Here is a 17,212-nt window from a genome sequence, read left to right on the forward strand (position 1 = left end):
AATCCCGAGAATGGATCTTTCTCCAGACCAATATCACTCCTATGCTCCTGCAGCAAGACCCATCCCTGGAGCATCTCCATGACCCAAAGCGTATTCCTGGCTGGCGCCACGGGCGTCATCGGCACCGTACTCGCGCCACTGCTGCTCGAAGCCGGATACATCGTCCATGGCAGCACGCGGCGCGCGGACCGCGCCAAGGCACTTGAAGCGGCCGGTGTGATCCCGGTGATCGTCGATGTCTTCGACGCGGCGGCGCTGAGCGCAGCGTTCAAGCGCATCCGCCCCGCCGGCGTGATCCACCAGCTCACCGACCTGCCGCGCGGTCTCGATCCATCGCAGATGGCGCAGGCCGTGGTCAACAACGCGCGCATCCGCGATGAAGGCACCCGCAACCTCGTGGCGGCGGCCAGGGCAGCCGGCAGCAGCAGCCTGGTCGCGCAAAGCATTGCGTGGGCCTACCGGCCCGGCACCCGCCCCTGCGGCGAAGACCATCCGCTCGACACCGACGCGCAAGGCAACCGGCGCATCAGCGTGCGCGGCGTCGCAGCGCTCGAAAAGCACGTGCTGGAGGCGTCCGGCCTCACCGGCACGGTGCTGCGCTACGGCCAGCTCTACGGGCCCGGCACGGGCGCCGGAGAACCATGGGGTACCAGTCCGCTACACGTCGCAGCGGCGGCCAGCGCGGCGCTGCTGGCGCTGCGGCAGTCGCCGGGCGGCATCTTCAACATCACCGAAGACAACCCGGAAGTCAGCAACGACAAGGCCAGGCGCGTGCTGGGCTGGTCCCCCGAACAGTGCGCCCCGTCGAGGCACTGACCGGCACGCTCCGCCGCGGCGAAAGAAGGGTTACACCCGATTCCGCCCACTAGATGCTGCGAAGCACAATGAACTGATGCCGGGTGTCAGCCAATCCCGGCACGCTGTTGACGCCACCGGGCTTGCGAGGGCCCGGCGGCTTTTCTTTTCCGGTGCGCTGGCACGCAGGCGCCCGTTCCAGGCTTGTTAGCCACCTGTGCTGGTGCCGTTGTCGGGTGCGGCCTACTATCGCTCTTGCCAGGTATCGCCTACAACGGCAGTACCGCACTGGGAGACTGCCATGGATTCAAAGCCGCAACGCAACGTACATGTCATCCCGCATGCCGACGGATGGGACGTGGTCCATGAGGGGGCAAAGGGCGAAAGAGCGCACTTCCTCAGCCAGGAAGAAGCCGTGGATGCGGCCACCGAGATCGCAAAGCGAGACAAAGTGGAATTGCTGGTACACGGCCAGGACGGCCAGATCCGCATGCGCAACAGCTACGGCCACGACCCCAGGAGCGTCAGGGGGTGATCCTGTCCCGGCTGCCGGCATTTCACAATCGAGCACGACGATGACGATCGCTTGACGGTCGCCTGACGATCGCCTGACGATCGCCCTATGCGCCGTTGGCCAGCCCGCGGGCGTCCAGCAGCCAGACACAGGCGGCTCCCGGGACGATCTCAGGGATTGCCGGCCTTGACGCTGCCAGCCAGGTCGCCGGCACCGGGATCTGCCCGGCCTTCGTCGATCAGCTTCTCGGCGTAGTCGCGCGCGTGGTGCCACGCTTCGCCTTCGGAGAAGTACTGCCCGGGCACGCGTTCATGCTCGAATATCTTCACCGCGGTGCCATCGGGCGCTTTCGCGCAGATCGTCACTTCGCCCTGCCATGGCCCGCCGATTCCCAGCGACGTCGCGGCCGCGTCATACCAGTGATCCCTGTAGTAAGTGAAGCCTTGGAGATCCATTGCCTTCTCCGGTCGTTCAAGACCATCGTAGCATGTGCAAACGGTATCGGAGACTCGCTTCGGGCAGCCAGCGGCATGAAGCTCCACCCCGCAGATCGCAAGTCCACCAAAGCGGAACGCGTTCGCGCCGCGCCGAGGGCGGGCCACGATCTCTCTGCATCCGGCATACCGAGCCCCAGGGCTGCGCACACTCCATCCAACGCATCCGACGTGCATGCCGGATATTCGCGACCGGACATCGAGCCCTGCAGGTGGCAGGCGCGCATGCCGACCGTGCGACCACCGAGGGCTAATCAAGCAGCGCGACGTCCCGGTTTCCAAGGTCCGCCTTCACCTTCCTGCCGCGTGATATTGGATGTCATCCAAATAAGCCGCTGGAAATCGCTGCCCTGCGCAGAAAAGAAAAAACCCGCTAGACGTTAATCTAGCGGGTTTTTTTGATACTGGTCGGGGCGAGAGGATTTGAACCTCCGACCACCTGCACCCCATTTCTATACGCAAACATTACGGATCAATGGGTTAGGCGATTTCGTCTAACTATCTGCTTAAATTTTTGGCATGACGGCATGCGGCTTTCCGGGTGGAATCCGGGGCAAGTTAGACGGATTTCGCTCGATTTTCGGCAGACGAGCCCGAGTTTGCGATCGCCGGCCTGTGGCGCGACTGGGTCGAAGAAGGCGGCAGCCAGCTGTTCAGCTTCACCATGCTGACCATCTATTCGGACAAGCACCCGCTGATGAACCGCTTCCACGCCCCTGGCAAGGAAAAACGGATGATCGTGATTGTGCCCCGCTCGGAGTGGGATGACTGGCTGACCTGCCGATATCCGGAGCGGGAGCGCAGCTTCATGCGGCCCTACCCGCCGGAGCTGATGGTTGCGGAGGCGGCGCCGCGGGCGTAGCCCCCCAACTTGTAACGTGGTGTAACATTGCGGCACCCCTTGCGCACGCCCATGACAACCACCAAAATACCCCCGCAACTTACCACTGTGGTAAATTACTGGCCAGAGCAACCCACGGTTGCGCCGGTTACCGATGCGCAGCGTGCCCTTGGACACACCCCCATCTACAAGCTCGCGGCCTTACAAGAGTCAATTAAGTCACCTAGAGATCTTGTTTTGGCCACTCGAAAATGCAGAGAGGACGTGGCTGCAGAGCTTTTGTGGACGGTAACAGACGTTCATCGGGAGTTACTTGGACTAGTCTCTGGTGAGTATGTGAACTCCGCCTGGTGTCAGACTGGCTCGAAGTGGTGGTGTCCCTGCGACGCATACGTCGTGAAGCAATGCGAGACTGGAAACGAGGGGCAGTATAAAGACGTTTATCTAAAATTTGGCCTGGGTCCAACCGGTAAACTATTGCTAGTCGTGTCATGTCATCCAGCAATTTATTAGGACAAACATGAAACAGCACGAATGCCCCGCGTGTGGCGAACACGCCCTTCGAGAACTGCGGCAGCACGCGTCGTTTGAGTTTGAGGGCAAGGCGCTCGCATACTGCAGCCTTGCAACTGAGTGCCAAACCTGCGGCCTCGAATTCGTCGATGATGAGCAGTCGAAGACGAATAAGCGAGCGGTGGTTGCCGCACGATCTGCGGCCCTTCGAATTCCGTCGACTCTAGCACTCAGAAATTGGCGGAAAAAATGGGGGCTTAACCAGCGGCAAGCGGGAGAGTTGCTAGGCGTCGGACCGACAGCATTCTCGAAGTACGAGAACGATGATCTTGTTCCCTCCGCCCCAACAGCCCGACTTTTGTATCTTGTCACTCAGAGTGACATTGCTGTACAGAAGTTAGCGGCCCGCTATGAAATTGACTTACCTGTCGAAGGCCTGGAGGCAAGCGCCAGTGTGTCGCACCAGCCGGTTGCTGCTGAGGAAAAGACTAGTGATCGCATCCGCCACCTAGCTCAACCAACAGCGCAGAACCGCGGAGAATCAAGTCAACGCTCTGTGTGGAGCGCACAGTTCCGTAAGCAGCGAGTCTCTGTCACACGTAGGAAATTGTATGAAATTACGCCTGAAGGAATTAGCCTTTGATAAGGTAAGCGTCGAACTTTCTGATGAGTTTGACCGCGAGGCGTATGAGGGCGGACGTCATCGAGCACCTCTCGCCAATGACTTCGAAGGCGCGGACATTCACTTTGGATTCAGCGCGCGCATTCTTGAAATGGAAGATGCGGGGAAGGGTTTCGACGAGCATCATATCCCGATCGATGTCGACTTGCTGATTGAGGGGAAACCGAAAAGCGAGAGTCAGTTCCCATATCAATTTTCAATTCAGGCATCCGGTCTCTTTGTGCTATTTGAAGCGGATGAGACCTCAGAAGACGAGAAGATTCGCTTCGCTCAGGAGCGCGGCGTACGCCCCCTCCTAGCTGCAATCAGAGAAATGCTTGCGAGCATCACATCGCGATCATATTGGGGAAGCATCTTGATTCCGGAGGTCAACCTTTCCATGATGGTCCGGAAAGCGTTTGATCTAGAAAGATCAAACACCGATGGGCATAGAGTCCGAGAGATCGCTGACGACACAACTAGCCGAACCGTTGCCTGATGATGACGATGACCGCCCTCCTGGCAAGCGAAAAAGTGCCGCCACGGCAATCCATCACGGCACCACGCTCTCAAGGGCAACCCAACTTAGTGCGCCAGCTGTAGTGTCGCTCTCAGCGAGTCATAGGCGCGCTCGCAGGCCTGCCCTGCGATCCGGGCGGCGTCAGCGTACCCAGCCAGGATTCCCGCGCGCTGGTCAGCCCGGCTGAGCACGTCGGCAAGCACTCCGAGGGGATAGTCGGCTGCCGAGCCTGCGCCGGCAGCGGCGGAATTGCCGGTGGCGCGACTGGCGGCGAGTAGCTCGGCGACCCGCTGGCGCACGCGGCTAGAAACATCGTTGGCAGCAGCAGCGTCAGCGCGCGCGCTCTCCAGATCCTTCGTCGCAGCATTGGCAATCTCCGTTTGTGCCGCGGTGCGGCGTTGTTCCTCGATGCGCGCGTCGTCCACTGCCTTGACCTGGGCGCGTGCCGCATCAAGACGCACCTCCGCCAGCTCAGCGCGCGCCGTGTCGCGCTCGCCTCTGTAGACCCAGACCGCCCCGCCGGCCAGCGCCAGCGCGATCGCCGCTACGGCACATAGGACTTTCGTTTGCACGCTCATGCCAGCACCCCGCCCGCCTGGACATACACTCCGCGCAGATAGTCGAGCGAGTGCTCGTTCTGGCCATAACCCGCGCCCGGCAGGCTGGCCCAGATGTTCCGCACGCGCGACACTGCCTCGTCGAAGCGGCCGGTAGCGATCAGCTGCAGCGCCAGGCGCTCGCGAATCTGCTGCACGGCGATGCGATCCTGCGACGCCGGGCTGAAGTCCCGCAAGCCTAGCAGCTTCTTGTACGGATCGAAGTACCGCGCCAGCAGCTGGTACCTGCCGGCCGCCGTCGAGGACAGCCCTGGACGGATCTGCACCAGGCGGCGCGGGTGATCCCCGTAGCTGCTGAACAGCATCGGCGCCGCCGGCGTGCTGCCCACCAGCACGTTGTAGCCGTTGTCGGACTTGGCCAGCAGCCTGCGGCCCAGCTCGGACACGGCGAGGGTGTCGAGGAATGGCCTGATGTTCGGAGTGTCCATGTCAGCCATGCTTTCCCCCCGCTACTGCGTCGCGCACGTCATCGACCACCTCGGCCAGATCCTTGTCGCGCCGACGCTCAATGAAGTTGAACAGCCAACGTACCACCGCCCAGCCCGGCAGCCCGCAGCCGAAGACGAGGCCGAACAGCGCCACCAGGCCAATGTAGTCGCCAGTCCAGGCATGCAGGCCAAAGTGCTGGACCACCGCCGCCCCGCCGCCGACGCTCGACACCACGGTCGAGATGAGGGCGACGGCCCATTCCGCCGTGCTGCGCGGGCGCATCATGATCATGACGACGATGGTCGCCAGGCCACTCGCGCCTGCGGCCACGCCGGCGGTGCCACCGATGGCCTTGAATGCGGCGGCGCCCGCCGCGCCCGCTGCGGCACTGCCGCTGATTGGTTCGGACATATGGATCCCCGGAAATGAAAAAAACCGCCCTAACAGCGGAATGAAGAAAGCGATTGAAGGCTAGTTAGAATTGCGATGTAACGGGCCCGGATCAACCGCAGACAAATGGATGGGAGATATGGAGTGAACGAGCACAAAAAATCCACACCGAAGTTGCACTCCGAGAGGATTACGGTAACCAAGGCGGAAGCGGCTGAGCGGCAGCTCGTGATGGCAATCGATTTGTGGTTTCACGATAGAGACATCCTCGCGGTCCACACCCTTGCGTCAGCGGCCTACCACATCCTGCGCAAGCTGAACAAACATCGGCAAACGGGGTTCGTAGGTGCCCGCGACGCGCTGGTGTCACTCGGGAAATCCAAAGCCGAGCAAACCGAAATTGCGGACGTACTGAACCACCCGGCGAATTATCTAAAGCACGCCGACCGTGACGCGGACGAGTTGCTTGACTACAACCCCGACATGACTTTTCTTCTCTTGGTCGAGTGCTCTCAATCCCTTCAGTCATTGAACGGGCGCCATCCGCCTGAATGCAACGCTGTAATGATGTGGCTAGCTATTGCCTATATAAAGGTCTTCAACAAACGCCACCCCATCTTTGTTGCGACTGAGGGCCCCGTTGAGGAACTCACAAGGGACGGCATTCCCCCAAAGCTGGAAATGCTCGAACTGGCCCGAACCGCAGGGCGAAAGGAAGAAGCTACGCCCACACCCGATATGGCGTCCCCGGCACAGGGGTAACAACGAATCCGGCCAGCGCTGCCTGCTCGCCGACGGTCAGTGGCCGCTCCAGCCGCAGATTCACATGCCAGCCGGGCAGCGCCGTCGGCGGCGTGACCACGTTGCCCTCGGCATCCCACTCGCCACCCTCGTAGATCCTGCCGATGGTCGACAGGTTGACGCCCTCGGCCGGGACGCGGCGCGGCTCGTCGTCCTCGTCCTCGATCTCGATCGTCAGGCCAGCTGCCAGCAGCGCGGCTCGCGTGGTGTCGCGGTCGGGGCCGCGCAGGTAGTAGTCGTGGAACATGGGCACCTCAGATGGACAAGGACGGCAGGGCAGCATCGGCCCCCGGCGTTGGCAGGATGGTGAGTCGACGCATACACGAGCCGAGCGCGTCATCAAACTTCCCGAGCACCAACCGGGACAGGCCCGGCACAGGCGTGTAGGCGATCGACGAAGTGGCCGCACCGTTGACGGACATCGCCACATCGGTAGCACTCAGACGCATTGCGACCTTTGCAAACGAGCCGGCTGCAGGGAGCACCGGGAAATAGCTCAGGCCCGGACCATCGACGCCTGCCGTACGCGGCTGGAAAGTCAGGCGACCATTGGTGTTGTTCACGAATAGCCCAGCTCGATTTGCCGAAGTTCCAGCGTCGAACTGGAAGAGCCCCGGCCATTTCCCGCTGACTAGCGGAGGCACGATGAATTCAGCAATGACCGTGCAACTGGCAGGGTTGATGCCGACCGCCGAGAGAACGGTGCTGATCGCACTGTCGGCGGCGCGCGTCGTGGCGACGCCAGCTGTCGCTATCGGGGACCCCACGGACGCGGCCTGCTCCAATAGGAGCAAGCCAATCCTCAGCGTGAAATCAACGGCGAGCCCGCTGGAATATGTGAACACGGTACCATGACGCACGAAGCCAATGTCCGAGCGATTCGTCACGCGCACGGTCCCCTGCCCGGCCTGTCCAACGGTCCCCGTTGTAGGGACGGTGAACAGCGGGCCGTCGACGGTCCCTAGGAACGATCCGCCCGAGTTGTGCTGATAGAGCCCGTACTTGACGCCGATTCCACTGAGAGAGCCCGCGATCAACCGCATGAAGCCGGATACTGCCCAGGACTGGCCGTTGATGGCCGCAGCGTTCGCGTTGTCCGGATAGAACGCGCCGATTGTGTCGCCTGTGGTCCCTTGCCAACGGATGTCGATGCACGCCATACCATCCTCGACAACCGTGCCAAGGATCGTTCGCGTCAGGCCCAACAGGCCAGCAGTGTTCCAGTTGGTCGGCAGCGTTCCGGGCGAGCCAGCCACGGCACCGGCCATGGTGTTATTGCGAATCGCGTTCGTCCGCTGCTCTTCCATCAACAGCCCGCGCGCGGCAAGCGTGATCGGGTCATAGTCGAAGCGCGGGGCGTTGGCGGCCGACTGCACCAGCAAGCCGCCGGCGCTGAAACTCCAGCCGGCCGACGCGCGAGTGAAAGCGACGACATCAGAGAGGGGTGCGTTACCGAGCATGGTGCCGTTCCAGATCTTGTAGAGCTGATTCACGAAGTCGAGGGACATCGAGCCCTCGGCGTTCAACTGTGCGAGCCCCTGTGCCGCGCGACGCTGCATCATCTGCACCGCCGCGCGCTCTCGCTGCGCCTGAGACATCCTCGCCATGGGTCAGGGCTTCACCGGCCAGACGGTGTCGCGCGGGAAGCCGGCCTGCGCCGTCAGCGCGCGCAGGGCCTTGCGGTACTGGCTCAGCGCCTTCAGCAGCGTCTCGTCCGCCGGCTCCAGCTCGCCGAGCACGAAGCCATCCATCAGCGGCGCGATCCGGCCATCCGCCTCGACCAGCAGGGCATCGCGCTGGGCGCGCGCGGCGGCGGCCAGCTGCTCCGTCTCGAGCGCAACGTCGAGAGTCCATTCCTCGTCCACCCACTTGTGCGCGGGCGACGGCGGCGGCCCGTCGGTCAGGAACGGCGGTAGATCGCCCAGGCCGGAATACTCGGCGCCCAGCTGGAACAGCGAGCCGTCGGCCGTGCGATACAGCGGCACGGCGCGATAGTCGGGCGCCAGCGTCCAACTGCCTTCCGGCCAGTTCTGCGGCGCGTGGCCGGCGGCGTCACGGTAGATCGGTACCGCGCGCTCGGTGCGCGCCGGCGGCGGGGTCGGCGTAGCCCAGCCCGACACGATCGGATCGTCTTTGTCGAGAGGGTTCTCGTCGGCCAGGCCGTTGCACAGGAACTCGCCCGTGGCGGGGTGATAGTTGAAGATTTCCATGGGTTCCTCAGTACTTGATGCAGGCCAGCAGGCCAACGTTGCGCGGCCGGATTTCGCTGCCGGCACCCACAAACCCCTGCACGCCGCCGGAGAGCGCCGAGCCAACAGAGCCGGAAGCGGTAGTGCCGACAGCTGCGGTGCGGAACGTCGCGCTGAGCACGGCGGTGCCGTACAGAGGCGACACGCCTGCGCCGCTCGCATACAGCGGGTAGACGCCACTACCGTCCATCGCGAGCGGCAACAGATGGTTGTGGTCGCGCAGCTGCATGTCCTGCCAGCTGCCGAACGTGCGGCCCGAGTCGGCACCGCGGCCATCGTCCCACCCGCGCAGGAACTCGCCCCGCAGCTCGGGGAGGTTGAAGGTGGTCGAGCCGTCCCCGGCGCCGAACGTCGTGCCGATCTCCGCGAACAGGTCCGCGAAGGTGTTGCGCGACACGGCACCACCGTTCGCCTTCAGGAAGCCCGAGGGCGCCGCGCTCTTCGAATGGAAGACGATCGAGCCGGGCAGTAGGTGCCCGAAGTTCTGCACGCCCAACAGCCCGATGGTCACCCAAGCGGTGTTCCCGGCGTTGCGCATGCGCATGAGGCCCGCGCCCGTGTCCGCCCAGAACTGGTAGGGATAGGTCGTTGTGGGCGCCGACGAGCCGGACTGTTGCGACGCCTGCGCTTGTAGCGCGCCATTCAGGTCGGCGCGAAACGACGCCCCGGCCTGGTTGTCGATCACCAGATCGTTTTGAGACATGTGGCCCTCTCGAAGTTAGTAGCCGACGGCATCCCAGTCGAACCGCCGGGAGACTGCCGCGCCTGCGCTGCTGAAGAAGTTGACTGTGAAGCCGCTCGCGCTCTTCCCCGTCACGGTGAAGTAATCGCCCTGCGCCATGTTCTGAGCCGTGATGCCCAGCACCGGGACCACGCGGAAGGGCTTGCTGAAGGTGATGTTCTGCGGCCCGGCCGCCGACATGACATCGCGCCCGGCGTCGCGCCGATCAGGCATGTCCACCGTCACACTGAGCCCGGTCACCACCACGTTGTGCGTGGCAGATCCCGACTCCATCACCACCCGCCACTGGAACGCCCTGGCCTCGTAGTCCCCCAGCGTGAAGCGCTGCCAATCGCTCCAGGCCGGTGTGCCGGCCGGGTCATCGCTTGTGGTGCGCACATAGAGCGTCACGGCGGTGTCGTTGATGCGATCGCCGTCGACGGACTGCCAGGTATCGATCAAATCGACTCGGGCGTCGATCTGGTCGCCGGTGTCGAACGAGACGGCATCGATCGTCGCCGTGAGCCGCGACTTTTCCACGATGCCCAGATCCAGCGAGCCGGCGAAGTCGTAGGTGCCGCTGCTGACCAGGCCGCCCAGCGAATCGATCAGCCCCCAGCCGCCCGAGCCCACCACCGAGTCGATAGGCCCGAGCCCGTCGATGGCCGCTTGGTCGTCCCATTGGCCCGTCGCATCGATCATTCCCTGATCGTCAATCAGGCCTCGCCCAATCAGCTTGATGCCGTTCAGTGCCGGGTCCCGCACGATGCCCGCCTTTGCGCCCGCAAATGCCGGCTGCTCCACGATGGCAGCGACAACGTTGAGATCGACCAGCGAGGGTGCCGTGGTGACGACCTGCGCGGCCAGCGGCGATTCATTGCCACTGGAATCGACCCACTTCGCGAGGTAGACGCCTTCGAGTAGCGGAAGCTGCGCGCTGTTGGCCGCGCCGGAAATGTAGCCGCCGAAATCCACTGCGCTGCCCCACGTGGGCTGTAGCGTGTCCGACGTGTGCCGGACTCGCGCCTGGCCGCCGTTGCGCACGTCCAGGTCCAGGGACGCATCCCACGTCAGGTTGGCGAACCCGTTGAGCACCGACAGCGAGAAGCCCGTCAGGTTGCGCGGCGGCGCCGACTTGCCGATGACCCTGTGCCCGTAGGTATAGGTCCAGTCGGGGCTGCGCACCCCGAGGCTCGACACAAAGCGCGCACGCACGTAGTAGTAACCGCCGTCCTCCACCGGCGTCAGGTAGGTCCGGGTCGTCCCGGCCGACATCGGCTGTAGGCTGGTCCACTCGGCATCCTGCAGTCGCCGGTACTGCACCTCGACCGAACCGCGCTGCAGCAGCGTGCTTTCCGCCGGCGGCGGCCAGGTCACGAGGATGCGGGAGACCACCGTGCCGGTCTGGCTCAGGAGCAGCTGATCCTCGCCCGAGTCCATGCCGATCTGCCCCACCAGCTCCACCTTGAACGGGTTCGGGAGATTGGTGTCGGGGGCTGGGTCGACGAGGGTTGCGTTGCCGTAGTTCCAGTCATAGACCGCAGCAGCTTCCTCGTTGAGCACCAGGTCGATTCCACCGTCGTCGCTCATCTTCCACGACATGACGCGAAAGACCTTCTCGCTCCAGCCGAACTTTGCCAGCGACAGCTTCACCGTGCTGTAGGCCGAGAGTTGGAACGCCGTCAGCTTCGCCGGGAAGTCGACCACGATGCCCTGCCGCGATCGCTCCAGGATGATCTTCGCGAGGCGCTGCGCCATCACCGTGTCGGTGGTGTATGGCAGCTCGATGTCACGTTCGATCACCTCCCCGTCCTGCTGCGCGTAGAGCGTATTTCCTATTGGCGGGAAGTCGCCAGGCTGCCAGTACTTCGCCGGGTCGACAAAGGTGCCCTTCACTACGTTGAATAGATCCTTGCGCGACATGCGCGGCTGGACCTTCACTGGGCCGCGCAGATCTGACTCGGTCAGCGTCACGGTCGGAATGTCGTAGGCTCCTGCGAACACACGAAACACGCCGCCGGAGATCACCACCGCGCCAGCGCCGGCCGTTGTCATCTCCGTGAGGTTGTCGCGCGGTGACTTGTCCGACATGACGATGCCGTTGCACCGGTAACGCCGGTCGTATCGGCCCGGCGCCAGCGCCACGGACTCGTCGGCCACGTTCGCCGCGGCGATGACCGCGCTCAGGTCGATGTCGTCGTCGGTACAGCCGAATCCGCGCTCGTCGCGGAGGTAGTCGTAGACGCAAAGCGCCCAGTTGTCCGACCATACAGTGATGCCATTGCGCGGGTCGTAGACGCGTTTCCCCCTCACCACGGCCTTGATATTGGGCAGGCCGTTCGGAAAAATGTCGGCGTCGTACTCCAGCCGGATATACAGGTAGCACACCCCGCATAGCCGGTGAGCCGGCGTCCAGTAGTCTGGCATCTCGCCGATCAGATCGCCGTCTGCTGCTTGATTGATCGAGCCAAGATGCTTCTTGATCCGCACCAACGGCTTCGACCGCTGCGCCTCGTAGGTGATCTCGATGCTCGTGCAACCCGCAGCGATACCGCGCGCAGTGACCGTATCGCTGCCCGGCGACCATGTGTAGTCGCTCACTGGCTGGTGCGTCGGGCCGAATGTATCGCCCTCGATCGGCGGGATCACCCCGGCGATGGACGTGATGCTGCGAATCGCCTCTCCCACCGAGAACGTCGCAGTGGTCGAGTTGGGAGCGATCGGCACGCTGAACGTCCTGGATACCCCCCACGTCTTCAGGAACTTCCCGCCGGTCGGGTAGCCGGCGCTGAGGTCGCCCACCGGGTCCTCGCCGAGGTACACCTCTTCGATGTCCTCGCACTCATGGTCGGCCAGCGCAATCACCAGGTGCATGAACTGGTTCGTCTTACCATCGCCGTCGGTGCTGCCGGCGAACACCAGCGGGCCCGACGTCATCGCGCGGCCGTACACCATGTTGCGAGGCTGCACGTTGGATCGAACGATCTGCGTGCGTCCCTGTGCCTCCGCCGCAAAGCCGTTGTTGGAGCGCGGCTTGAAGATGGCCCCCATCAGGGCGCCCATGGCAAGCGAGAAGGCCAAGTACACAACCGCGGTGATTGCGTAGTAGGCGACCGTCCCCGCGGCCACGCCGACTGCCGCTGCGATAGCAGGAATGATTGCCGGTGGCATGTGCTCTCCCTATACCTTCCACGCGGCTTTCGCCTCGGACGCCGCAAGAAACTCGATGCCGTTCAGACCTTGTGCCGCGATCAAGCCTCCGAGGCACACGGCGAGGGCTTCCCCGTAGGGTGTATCGATCCGCACCACGTCGCCGCGCCCCGCCAGCGCAGGCGGCTGCGGCGCTCCCAGCACCATGGTTGCGATACCAGTCACACCGCTGTTGTCTCGCAGCACGCGACGCGCCCCCTTCTCACTCGCATAGAGGCCGCGCCACCGCGCGCCGGGGTCGGCGCCGGTCATTGCCTCGATCGCGTCGCACACGAACAGGCAGCAGTCACTGTCGCCCCATGAAAAAGCCCGCGCTTGGCGGGCTTCAATGAATGCAGCGAGGCGCCGCGGCCAGTCTTCCAATCGCACCATCAACGTCCCCACATGAGCTGCTTCTCAACCATCTGCGGCGTGTACTCGAGTCCCCGGTCGCCGGGATACCGGCTCTGCTGGTCCTCGTTGTTGTACCGCCGCACCCGCGCCTTGTCCCAGGACACCATCCTTGACTCCGCCGTCACCGTGATCGTCGCGGTGTCGCCCACCTCGGTTGACATGGTGTCCATACGGCCGCTAAAGATCCGCATGGGCTGATAGGCAATCTGCAAGTCCTCGCCCAATGGCGCGAACCAGACCTGACAGGGCTTACCTTGGTACTGTTCCGCGAGCGAGATAGCAATTACCTCGGTCGGGACACCCGAGATAGTCATCCGCACGCCCGTCGCCTCTAAAGTGGCTTGCTCCTGAATCGGCTCGATGCGTCCCAGCATGCCAGCACCGAGCCACGTGTACCCGTTCCAGTCGACGTTGTAGCCGGCGCTGCAAACGCGCAGCGGCTGCGTGAAATCCATCTGCGCGAAGAACAGGTGCGGAACATGCCCCGCCGTGACCGCGGCCGCGGTCGCGATGTCGAGCGCGCGCGTCATGAGGGAACCTCGATGAAGTCCACGGAGAAGGATTCATGCCGCCAGGCCGGCGTGCTCACGAATTCCCACACGTCGCTGGCGAGCCGCATCAGTGCCTTCGGCTTGTCGAGAGTCACTACCGCCAGGTTGGCCGGCGCCTTGCGGAATGGCGGCGCCACCGGAACCGACGCCAGCCCGGCCGCGTCGCTCGTGACGTCCGCCGTCACCATCTTCAGCTCACCGCCCACTTCGAGGAACTCGCCCGCGCGCAGCACGATGGTGGCGGCCGGCCAGTACTTCGTCGGCAGTAGCCGGAAGTCGGAGAGCGCGCCGTTCACCACCGGGTTGCCGTTGATCTGGTAGGACTGGTTGATGAAGTCCAGGATCATCGTCGCGGCCGGCGGCGTCGCGGCGATGTCCGCCACCGGCGAACCGTGGGGCCAGAGGTAGATCCGGCCCGCCATGCCATTGAGCGCGGCCAGCAGCCCCTTCAGGCGTCGCTGCTGTTGCAGGTTCATCGTGGTGAAGGTCAGGCGCGCCTTCCACAGCGCGCCCGGCCGCTCCACGGTCTGCGTCGCCCGGTTCAGCGGCGACGTGAAGCTCTCGGTGTTGGACTGCAGGCCGAACATGGCACTGGACGGCAGGATGTCGTCTGGAAAGGTCAGGATTGCCATGGGTTACCGTTTGGGCGCGAACTGCCCGCCGCGATTGATGCTGTCCAGAATCTGGGCCTTCGTCTGCTGCTGGCTCTGCTGGATCGCGGCGATCACGTCCGCGCGGTCCGTCCGGCTGTCGATGTTGTAGGTGTTGTGAAACTCGATCGACAACGGCGCGGCGGCTGGCGCAGCCTGCTTTGCAAGCAACTGATTCGGAACGACATTTCCGGAAGATGTAGGTACGACGATCTCCGGGCCTTGCTCGCCCACCAGGTACGGCAGCCCCTCTTGCATGCCGCCGCCACCCGCGCGCGTGCTCGCGCTTGCGACCAGGTTGTCCAGCCCGGCCTGCGTTTCCGGCCCGTAGACGCCGCCGACCGACGTGCCCGTCGCATCGCCATAGGCGCCAAGCACCGAATTGCCCAGCGCGCTCAGACCCATCTGGAACAGCCCCGACAGCGCCGCGCGCGTCTGGATCCGGATCAGGTCCGAGATCACCGACTTGGCGAAATCGCTGAAGTTGAGCTTCCCGGTCATTGCGAAGCTGACCAGTGCGTCTTCCATCGACGAGAACGCACGCGAGAACAGGCTTTCCACCTGGCCGGCCACGTTGGCAGCCGAATCGCGGTAGTTTTCCCACGCGCGCGACGCGCCGATGGTCCAATCCGACTGCATGTCCAGGCGCTGCTGGAAGTAGCCGCGCTCGCGCTCCAGCTGCGCCTGCATGGCCGAATCCAGCTCGGAGAGAGAATCCTTGTACTCCTGCGTATCCAGCAGGCCGGACTTGGACGCGCGCTTTGTCAGGGTCTCGCGCTGGCGACGGAACTCTTCTTCCGTGCGCGCCAGGATCTGGTTCAGCTCGCGCGCGTTATCGCCCAGCCCGAGGCTGCCGAGATCCCGGCTTGCCTCCCGGTCGCGTGACGCGGCGTAGGCCGCCACATTGAGCATCACCTCTTTGCGGGAGTCCTCCAGCTTCTTGTAGACCTCGCTGAGCGCCTTCGCGCGCTCTTTCTCGCTGTTGGCGAGCTTCTCCTCGATCTCTTCGACCTTGGCGGCATAGCGCTCGCGCTCGGCGAGTTGCTTCCGGCCGCCGGCGACGTCGGCCTGCTTCTCGGCGATCACCTTCTCGTCGATCAGCGCGCGCTGCTTGGCGTCGAAGCTCTTCTCGATGTACTCGCGCTCTGACAGCAGGCCCTGGTTGCGCAGCGTCTCCAGGTCGGTCAGCTCCCCCTTCAGGATGGCCTCGCGCTGCCGGGCCCTGCCTTCGAGCTGCGCGATCTCGCCGCCCAGGACATTCTGCTGCGCGCTGGAACTGGCGGACTTGCCCGCCTTGTTGTACTTGTCCCAGATCTCCTGCTTGCGCGCGGCCGCCGCTGCGACGGCTTTGTCGTACAGGTCGCTGCCCTTCTCGATGCCGGCGGTGGCCGTCTTAAAGCCGTCGTCGACTTCCTTCAGGTCCTTGTCGCGGTTCTCGGCCTTCGTGAGGTTCTTCCCGTCGGTCAGGAACTTGCGCGTACGCGCCTCCGCCTCATCCTGCTTGCGCTGGTCGACGCCCAGGCCCATCACGTCGGACAGATTCGGCGTGTTCGTCACTCGCTGCTGTTCAGCGACCGCCTGCGCTTCGGCCAGGCGCTTCTGCAGCTGCTGGAGGTTGTAGCCCTTCTGCCCGCGCTGGAACACGTCCAGGCTGGGATCCTTCAGGTCGGCCATCAGCTGGTCGCGCTGCTGCTGCAACCCCTTCAGCGACTGCGCGTCATAGCCGAACGCGTTGACCGGGTTCAGGAAGCGGCCTACAGCGCCTGTGCCGGCGCCGAGCTGCCCCCAGAAGCCTGCGCCTTCCGTCTTCGCGCGCCGGATCGACGACGTCACGTCGTTCATGGCGTCCGTGAGGATGTTCAGCTGGGCAGCGGCGGCCTGGCCGAGCCCGGAGTCGGCCACCGTGCGCTTCAGGTCCGTCCATGCGCTGTCGATGCGCCCGAGGGAGGCCTGCGTGCTGTTCGCCGCTTCCTCCACCGAGCCGGCCAGCTCCTTGCGCAGCTGGGCGGCAAACTTGGGCAGGAAGTCGGACGAGATCACCTGCCCCTGCTCGAGCATCTTGCTCAGCTCGGCCGTCGTGACGCCCACCGCGCGCGCCGCGGTCTGGAACGCGCCAGGCAAGCGCTCGCCGAGCTGGCCGCGCAACTCTTCGGACTGCACCGTGCCCTTGCTGATCATCTGGCTGATGGCCAGCAGCGCGCCCTCCGACTCAGTGGCCGACAGGTGCATGACCGCCGACGCCTCGCTAATGGCGAGGAAGATGTCCCGCGCGCCCTTCCCTTCGAGCGTCGTCTCGCGCGCAGCGGCGGAGAGCTTCACGAAGGAATTGGCCGCGACGTTCAGGTCCAGGCCGAGCCGGTTGGCCTCGTCCCGCAGGAATGACAGATCGCGCGCGCCGGTCGCCGCGTCGCCGCCGTTCGAGAACTTCAGGCCCACGGTGATCTTGTCGACCTGCGCCTGCAGCTCCGCCATGGCGCGGACGGAATCGAACACGCCTTTCGGGATCTCGGCCAGGCCGTCGATCAGCCCGCGCACCGCCTGGCCGACGGCGTTGAGCGCCGTGGCGCCGATGGCGAAGTCCTTCAGCGAGTCCGTGAACGAGCGGTTCTTCTCCTGCAGGTCGTCCATCGAGCGGCCGGCCTGGCGCGCGGACTGGTCGTATCGGTCCAGCGACACGCGCGCGCCGTCGGCTGCCGCACCGGTGCCGCCGATGCCGTCCGACGCCTTGCTGCCGCTGGTGCCGACCTTGTCCATGGCATCGGCCGTGCGCCCCGCCGTCTGGGTCGCCCGGTTGAGCGCATCTTCCCCGCGCTTCAGCCCGGCGGTATCCATGGCGATGCCGAGGGATGCGATGTCCATTTTT

18 protein-coding genes and 1 pseudogene are annotated in these 17,212 nt (G+C 64.2%); 6 read left to right on the forward strand and 13 right to left on the reverse strand.

Annotation, left to right across the window (positions count from 1 at the left end; genetic code table 11):
• Window positions 1-78 precede the first annotated feature (78 nt).
• Together AC1DK4_RS06525 and AC1DK4_RS06530 are read left to right on the forward strand one after the other, a co-directional pair.
• Window positions 79-816, forward strand: a complete 738-nt coding sequence (locus AC1DK4_RS06525) for an NAD-dependent epimerase/dehydratase family protein (protein ID WP_441616291.1) — start codon at window positions 79-81, stop codon at window positions 814-816.
• A gap of 280 nt (window positions 817-1,096) precedes the next feature.
• Complete coding sequence (locus AC1DK4_RS06530) at window positions 1,097-1,330, forward strand: DUF2188 domain-containing protein (RefSeq protein WP_441616293.1); 234 nt, start codon at window positions 1,097-1,099, stop codon at window positions 1,328-1,330.
• 149 nt (window positions 1,331-1,479) lie between these two features.
• On the opposite strand, the gene AC1DK4_RS06535 is transcribed toward AC1DK4_RS06530, so the two are convergent.
• Window positions 1,480-1,764 carry a hypothetical protein gene (locus AC1DK4_RS06535; RefSeq protein WP_441616295.1) on the reverse strand — a complete coding sequence of 95 codons (285 nt, stop codon included), beginning with the start codon at window positions 1,762-1,764 and terminating at the stop codon, window positions 1,480-1,482.
• 634 nt (window positions 1,765-2,398) lie between these two features.
• On the opposite strand from AC1DK4_RS06535, the pseudogene AC1DK4_RS06540 reads away from it, so the two are divergent.
• From AC1DK4_RS06540 to AC1DK4_RS06550, 3 genes and pseudogenes are all read left to right on the forward strand, one after another.
• Window positions 2,399-2,665: pseudogene (locus AC1DK4_RS06540) on the forward strand (SOS response-associated peptidase family protein); the annotation flags it as partial.
• A gap of 499 nt (window positions 2,666-3,164) precedes the next feature.
• Window positions 3,165-3,800 carry a type II TA system antitoxin MqsA family protein gene (locus tag AC1DK4_RS06545; RefSeq protein ID WP_441616297.1) on the forward strand — a complete coding sequence of 212 codons (636 nt, stop codon included), beginning with the start codon at window positions 3,165-3,167 and terminating at the stop codon, window positions 3,798-3,800.
• Window positions 3,769-4,317, forward strand: a complete 549-nt coding sequence (locus AC1DK4_RS06550) for a hypothetical protein (RefSeq protein ID WP_441616299.1) — start codon at window positions 3,769-3,771, stop codon at window positions 4,315-4,317. The genes AC1DK4_RS06545 and AC1DK4_RS06550 overlap by 32 nt, the downstream gene beginning before the upstream one ends.
• Before the next feature lie 86 nt (window positions 4,318-4,403).
• Here the strand turns inward: AC1DK4_RS06550 and AC1DK4_RS06555 are convergent, their stop codons facing one another.
• Genes AC1DK4_RS06555 through AC1DK4_RS06565 form a run of 3 tightly spaced genes read right to left on the reverse strand, consistent with a single transcriptional unit; the run spans window position 4,404 to window position 5,795 of the window.
• The gene (locus AC1DK4_RS06555; protein ID WP_441616301.1) at window positions 4,404-4,916 is read right to left on the reverse strand and encodes a DUF2514 family protein; all 513 of its coding nucleotides are present in this window, start codon (window positions 4,914-4,916) and stop codon (window positions 4,404-4,406) included.
• A complete protein-coding gene (locus tag AC1DK4_RS06560; protein ID WP_441616303.1) occupies window positions 4,913-5,383 on the reverse strand; it encodes a glycoside hydrolase family 24 protein in 471 nt (156 codons plus the stop codon). The genes AC1DK4_RS06555 and AC1DK4_RS06560 overlap by 4 nt, the downstream gene beginning before the upstream one ends.
• A gap of 1 nt (window position 5,384) precedes the next feature.
• Window positions 5,385-5,795, reverse strand: a complete 411-nt coding sequence (locus AC1DK4_RS06565) for a hypothetical protein (RefSeq protein WP_441616305.1) — start codon at window positions 5,793-5,795, stop codon at window positions 5,385-5,387.
• A gap of 123 nt (window positions 5,796-5,918) precedes the next feature.
• On the opposite strand from AC1DK4_RS06565, the gene AC1DK4_RS06570 reads away from it, so the two are divergent.
• A complete protein-coding gene (locus AC1DK4_RS06570) occupies window positions 5,919-6,536 on the forward strand; it encodes a hypothetical protein (protein ID WP_441616307.1) in 618 nt (205 codons plus the stop codon).
• Here the strand turns inward: AC1DK4_RS06570 and AC1DK4_RS06575 are convergent.
• From AC1DK4_RS06575 to AC1DK4_RS06615, 9 genes are read right to left on the reverse strand one after another with little or no spacing between them, the layout of a single operon-like run.
• Entirely contained in the window at window positions 6,496-6,828 is a 333-nt protein-coding gene (locus AC1DK4_RS06575) for a hypothetical protein (RefSeq protein WP_441616309.1), read from the reverse strand. The genes AC1DK4_RS06570 and AC1DK4_RS06575 overlap by 41 nt on opposite strands.
• A 1-nt stretch (window position 6,829) precedes the next feature.
• A complete protein-coding gene (locus AC1DK4_RS06580; protein ID WP_441616311.1) occupies window positions 6,830-8,173 on the reverse strand; it encodes a phage head spike fiber domain-containing protein in 1,344 nt (447 codons plus the stop codon).
• 12 nt (window positions 8,174-8,185) lie between these two features.
• Complete coding sequence (locus AC1DK4_RS06585) at window positions 8,186-8,785, reverse strand: phage tail assembly chaperone (protein WP_441616313.1); 600 nt, start codon at window positions 8,783-8,785, stop codon at window positions 8,186-8,188.
• Window positions 8,786-8,792: 7 nt separating this feature from the next.
• Window positions 8,793-9,527, reverse strand: coding sequence for a phage tail protein (locus AC1DK4_RS06590; RefSeq protein WP_441616315.1), 735 nt, complete (start codon window positions 9,525-9,527; stop codon window positions 8,793-8,795).
• Between the two features lie 15 nt (window positions 9,528-9,542).
• Window positions 9,543-12,716 (reverse strand): phage tail protein, encoded by a 3,174-nt coding sequence (locus AC1DK4_RS06595; RefSeq protein ID WP_441616317.1) that lies wholly within the window; start codon window positions 12,714-12,716, stop codon window positions 9,543-9,545.
• A gap of 9 nt (window positions 12,717-12,725) precedes the next feature.
• A complete protein-coding gene (locus AC1DK4_RS06600; RefSeq protein ID WP_441616318.1) occupies window positions 12,726-13,127 on the reverse strand; it encodes a DUF6950 family protein in 402 nt (133 codons plus the stop codon).
• Window positions 13,127-13,678 (reverse strand): hypothetical protein, encoded by a 552-nt coding sequence (locus AC1DK4_RS06605; RefSeq protein WP_441616320.1) that lies wholly within the window; start codon window positions 13,676-13,678, stop codon window positions 13,127-13,129. Before AC1DK4_RS06605 ends, AC1DK4_RS06600 begins: the two co-directional genes overlap by 1 nt.
• On the reverse strand, window positions 13,675-14,331 hold the full coding sequence (locus AC1DK4_RS06610; RefSeq protein WP_441616322.1) for a hypothetical protein: 657 nt from the start codon (window positions 14,329-14,331) through the stop codon (window positions 13,675-13,677). Before AC1DK4_RS06610 ends, AC1DK4_RS06605 begins: the two co-directional genes overlap by 4 nt.
• Window positions 14,332-14,334: 3 nt before the next feature.
• Window positions 14,335-17,208: a phage tail tape measure protein gene (locus tag AC1DK4_RS06615; RefSeq protein ID WP_441616324.1), complete on the reverse strand. Its 2,874-nt coding sequence runs from the start codon at window positions 17,206-17,208 to the stop codon at window positions 14,335-14,337.
• Window positions 17,209-17,212 lie beyond the last annotated feature (4 nt).

This window comes from Cupriavidus sp. 05N38 (assembly GCF_056397345.1).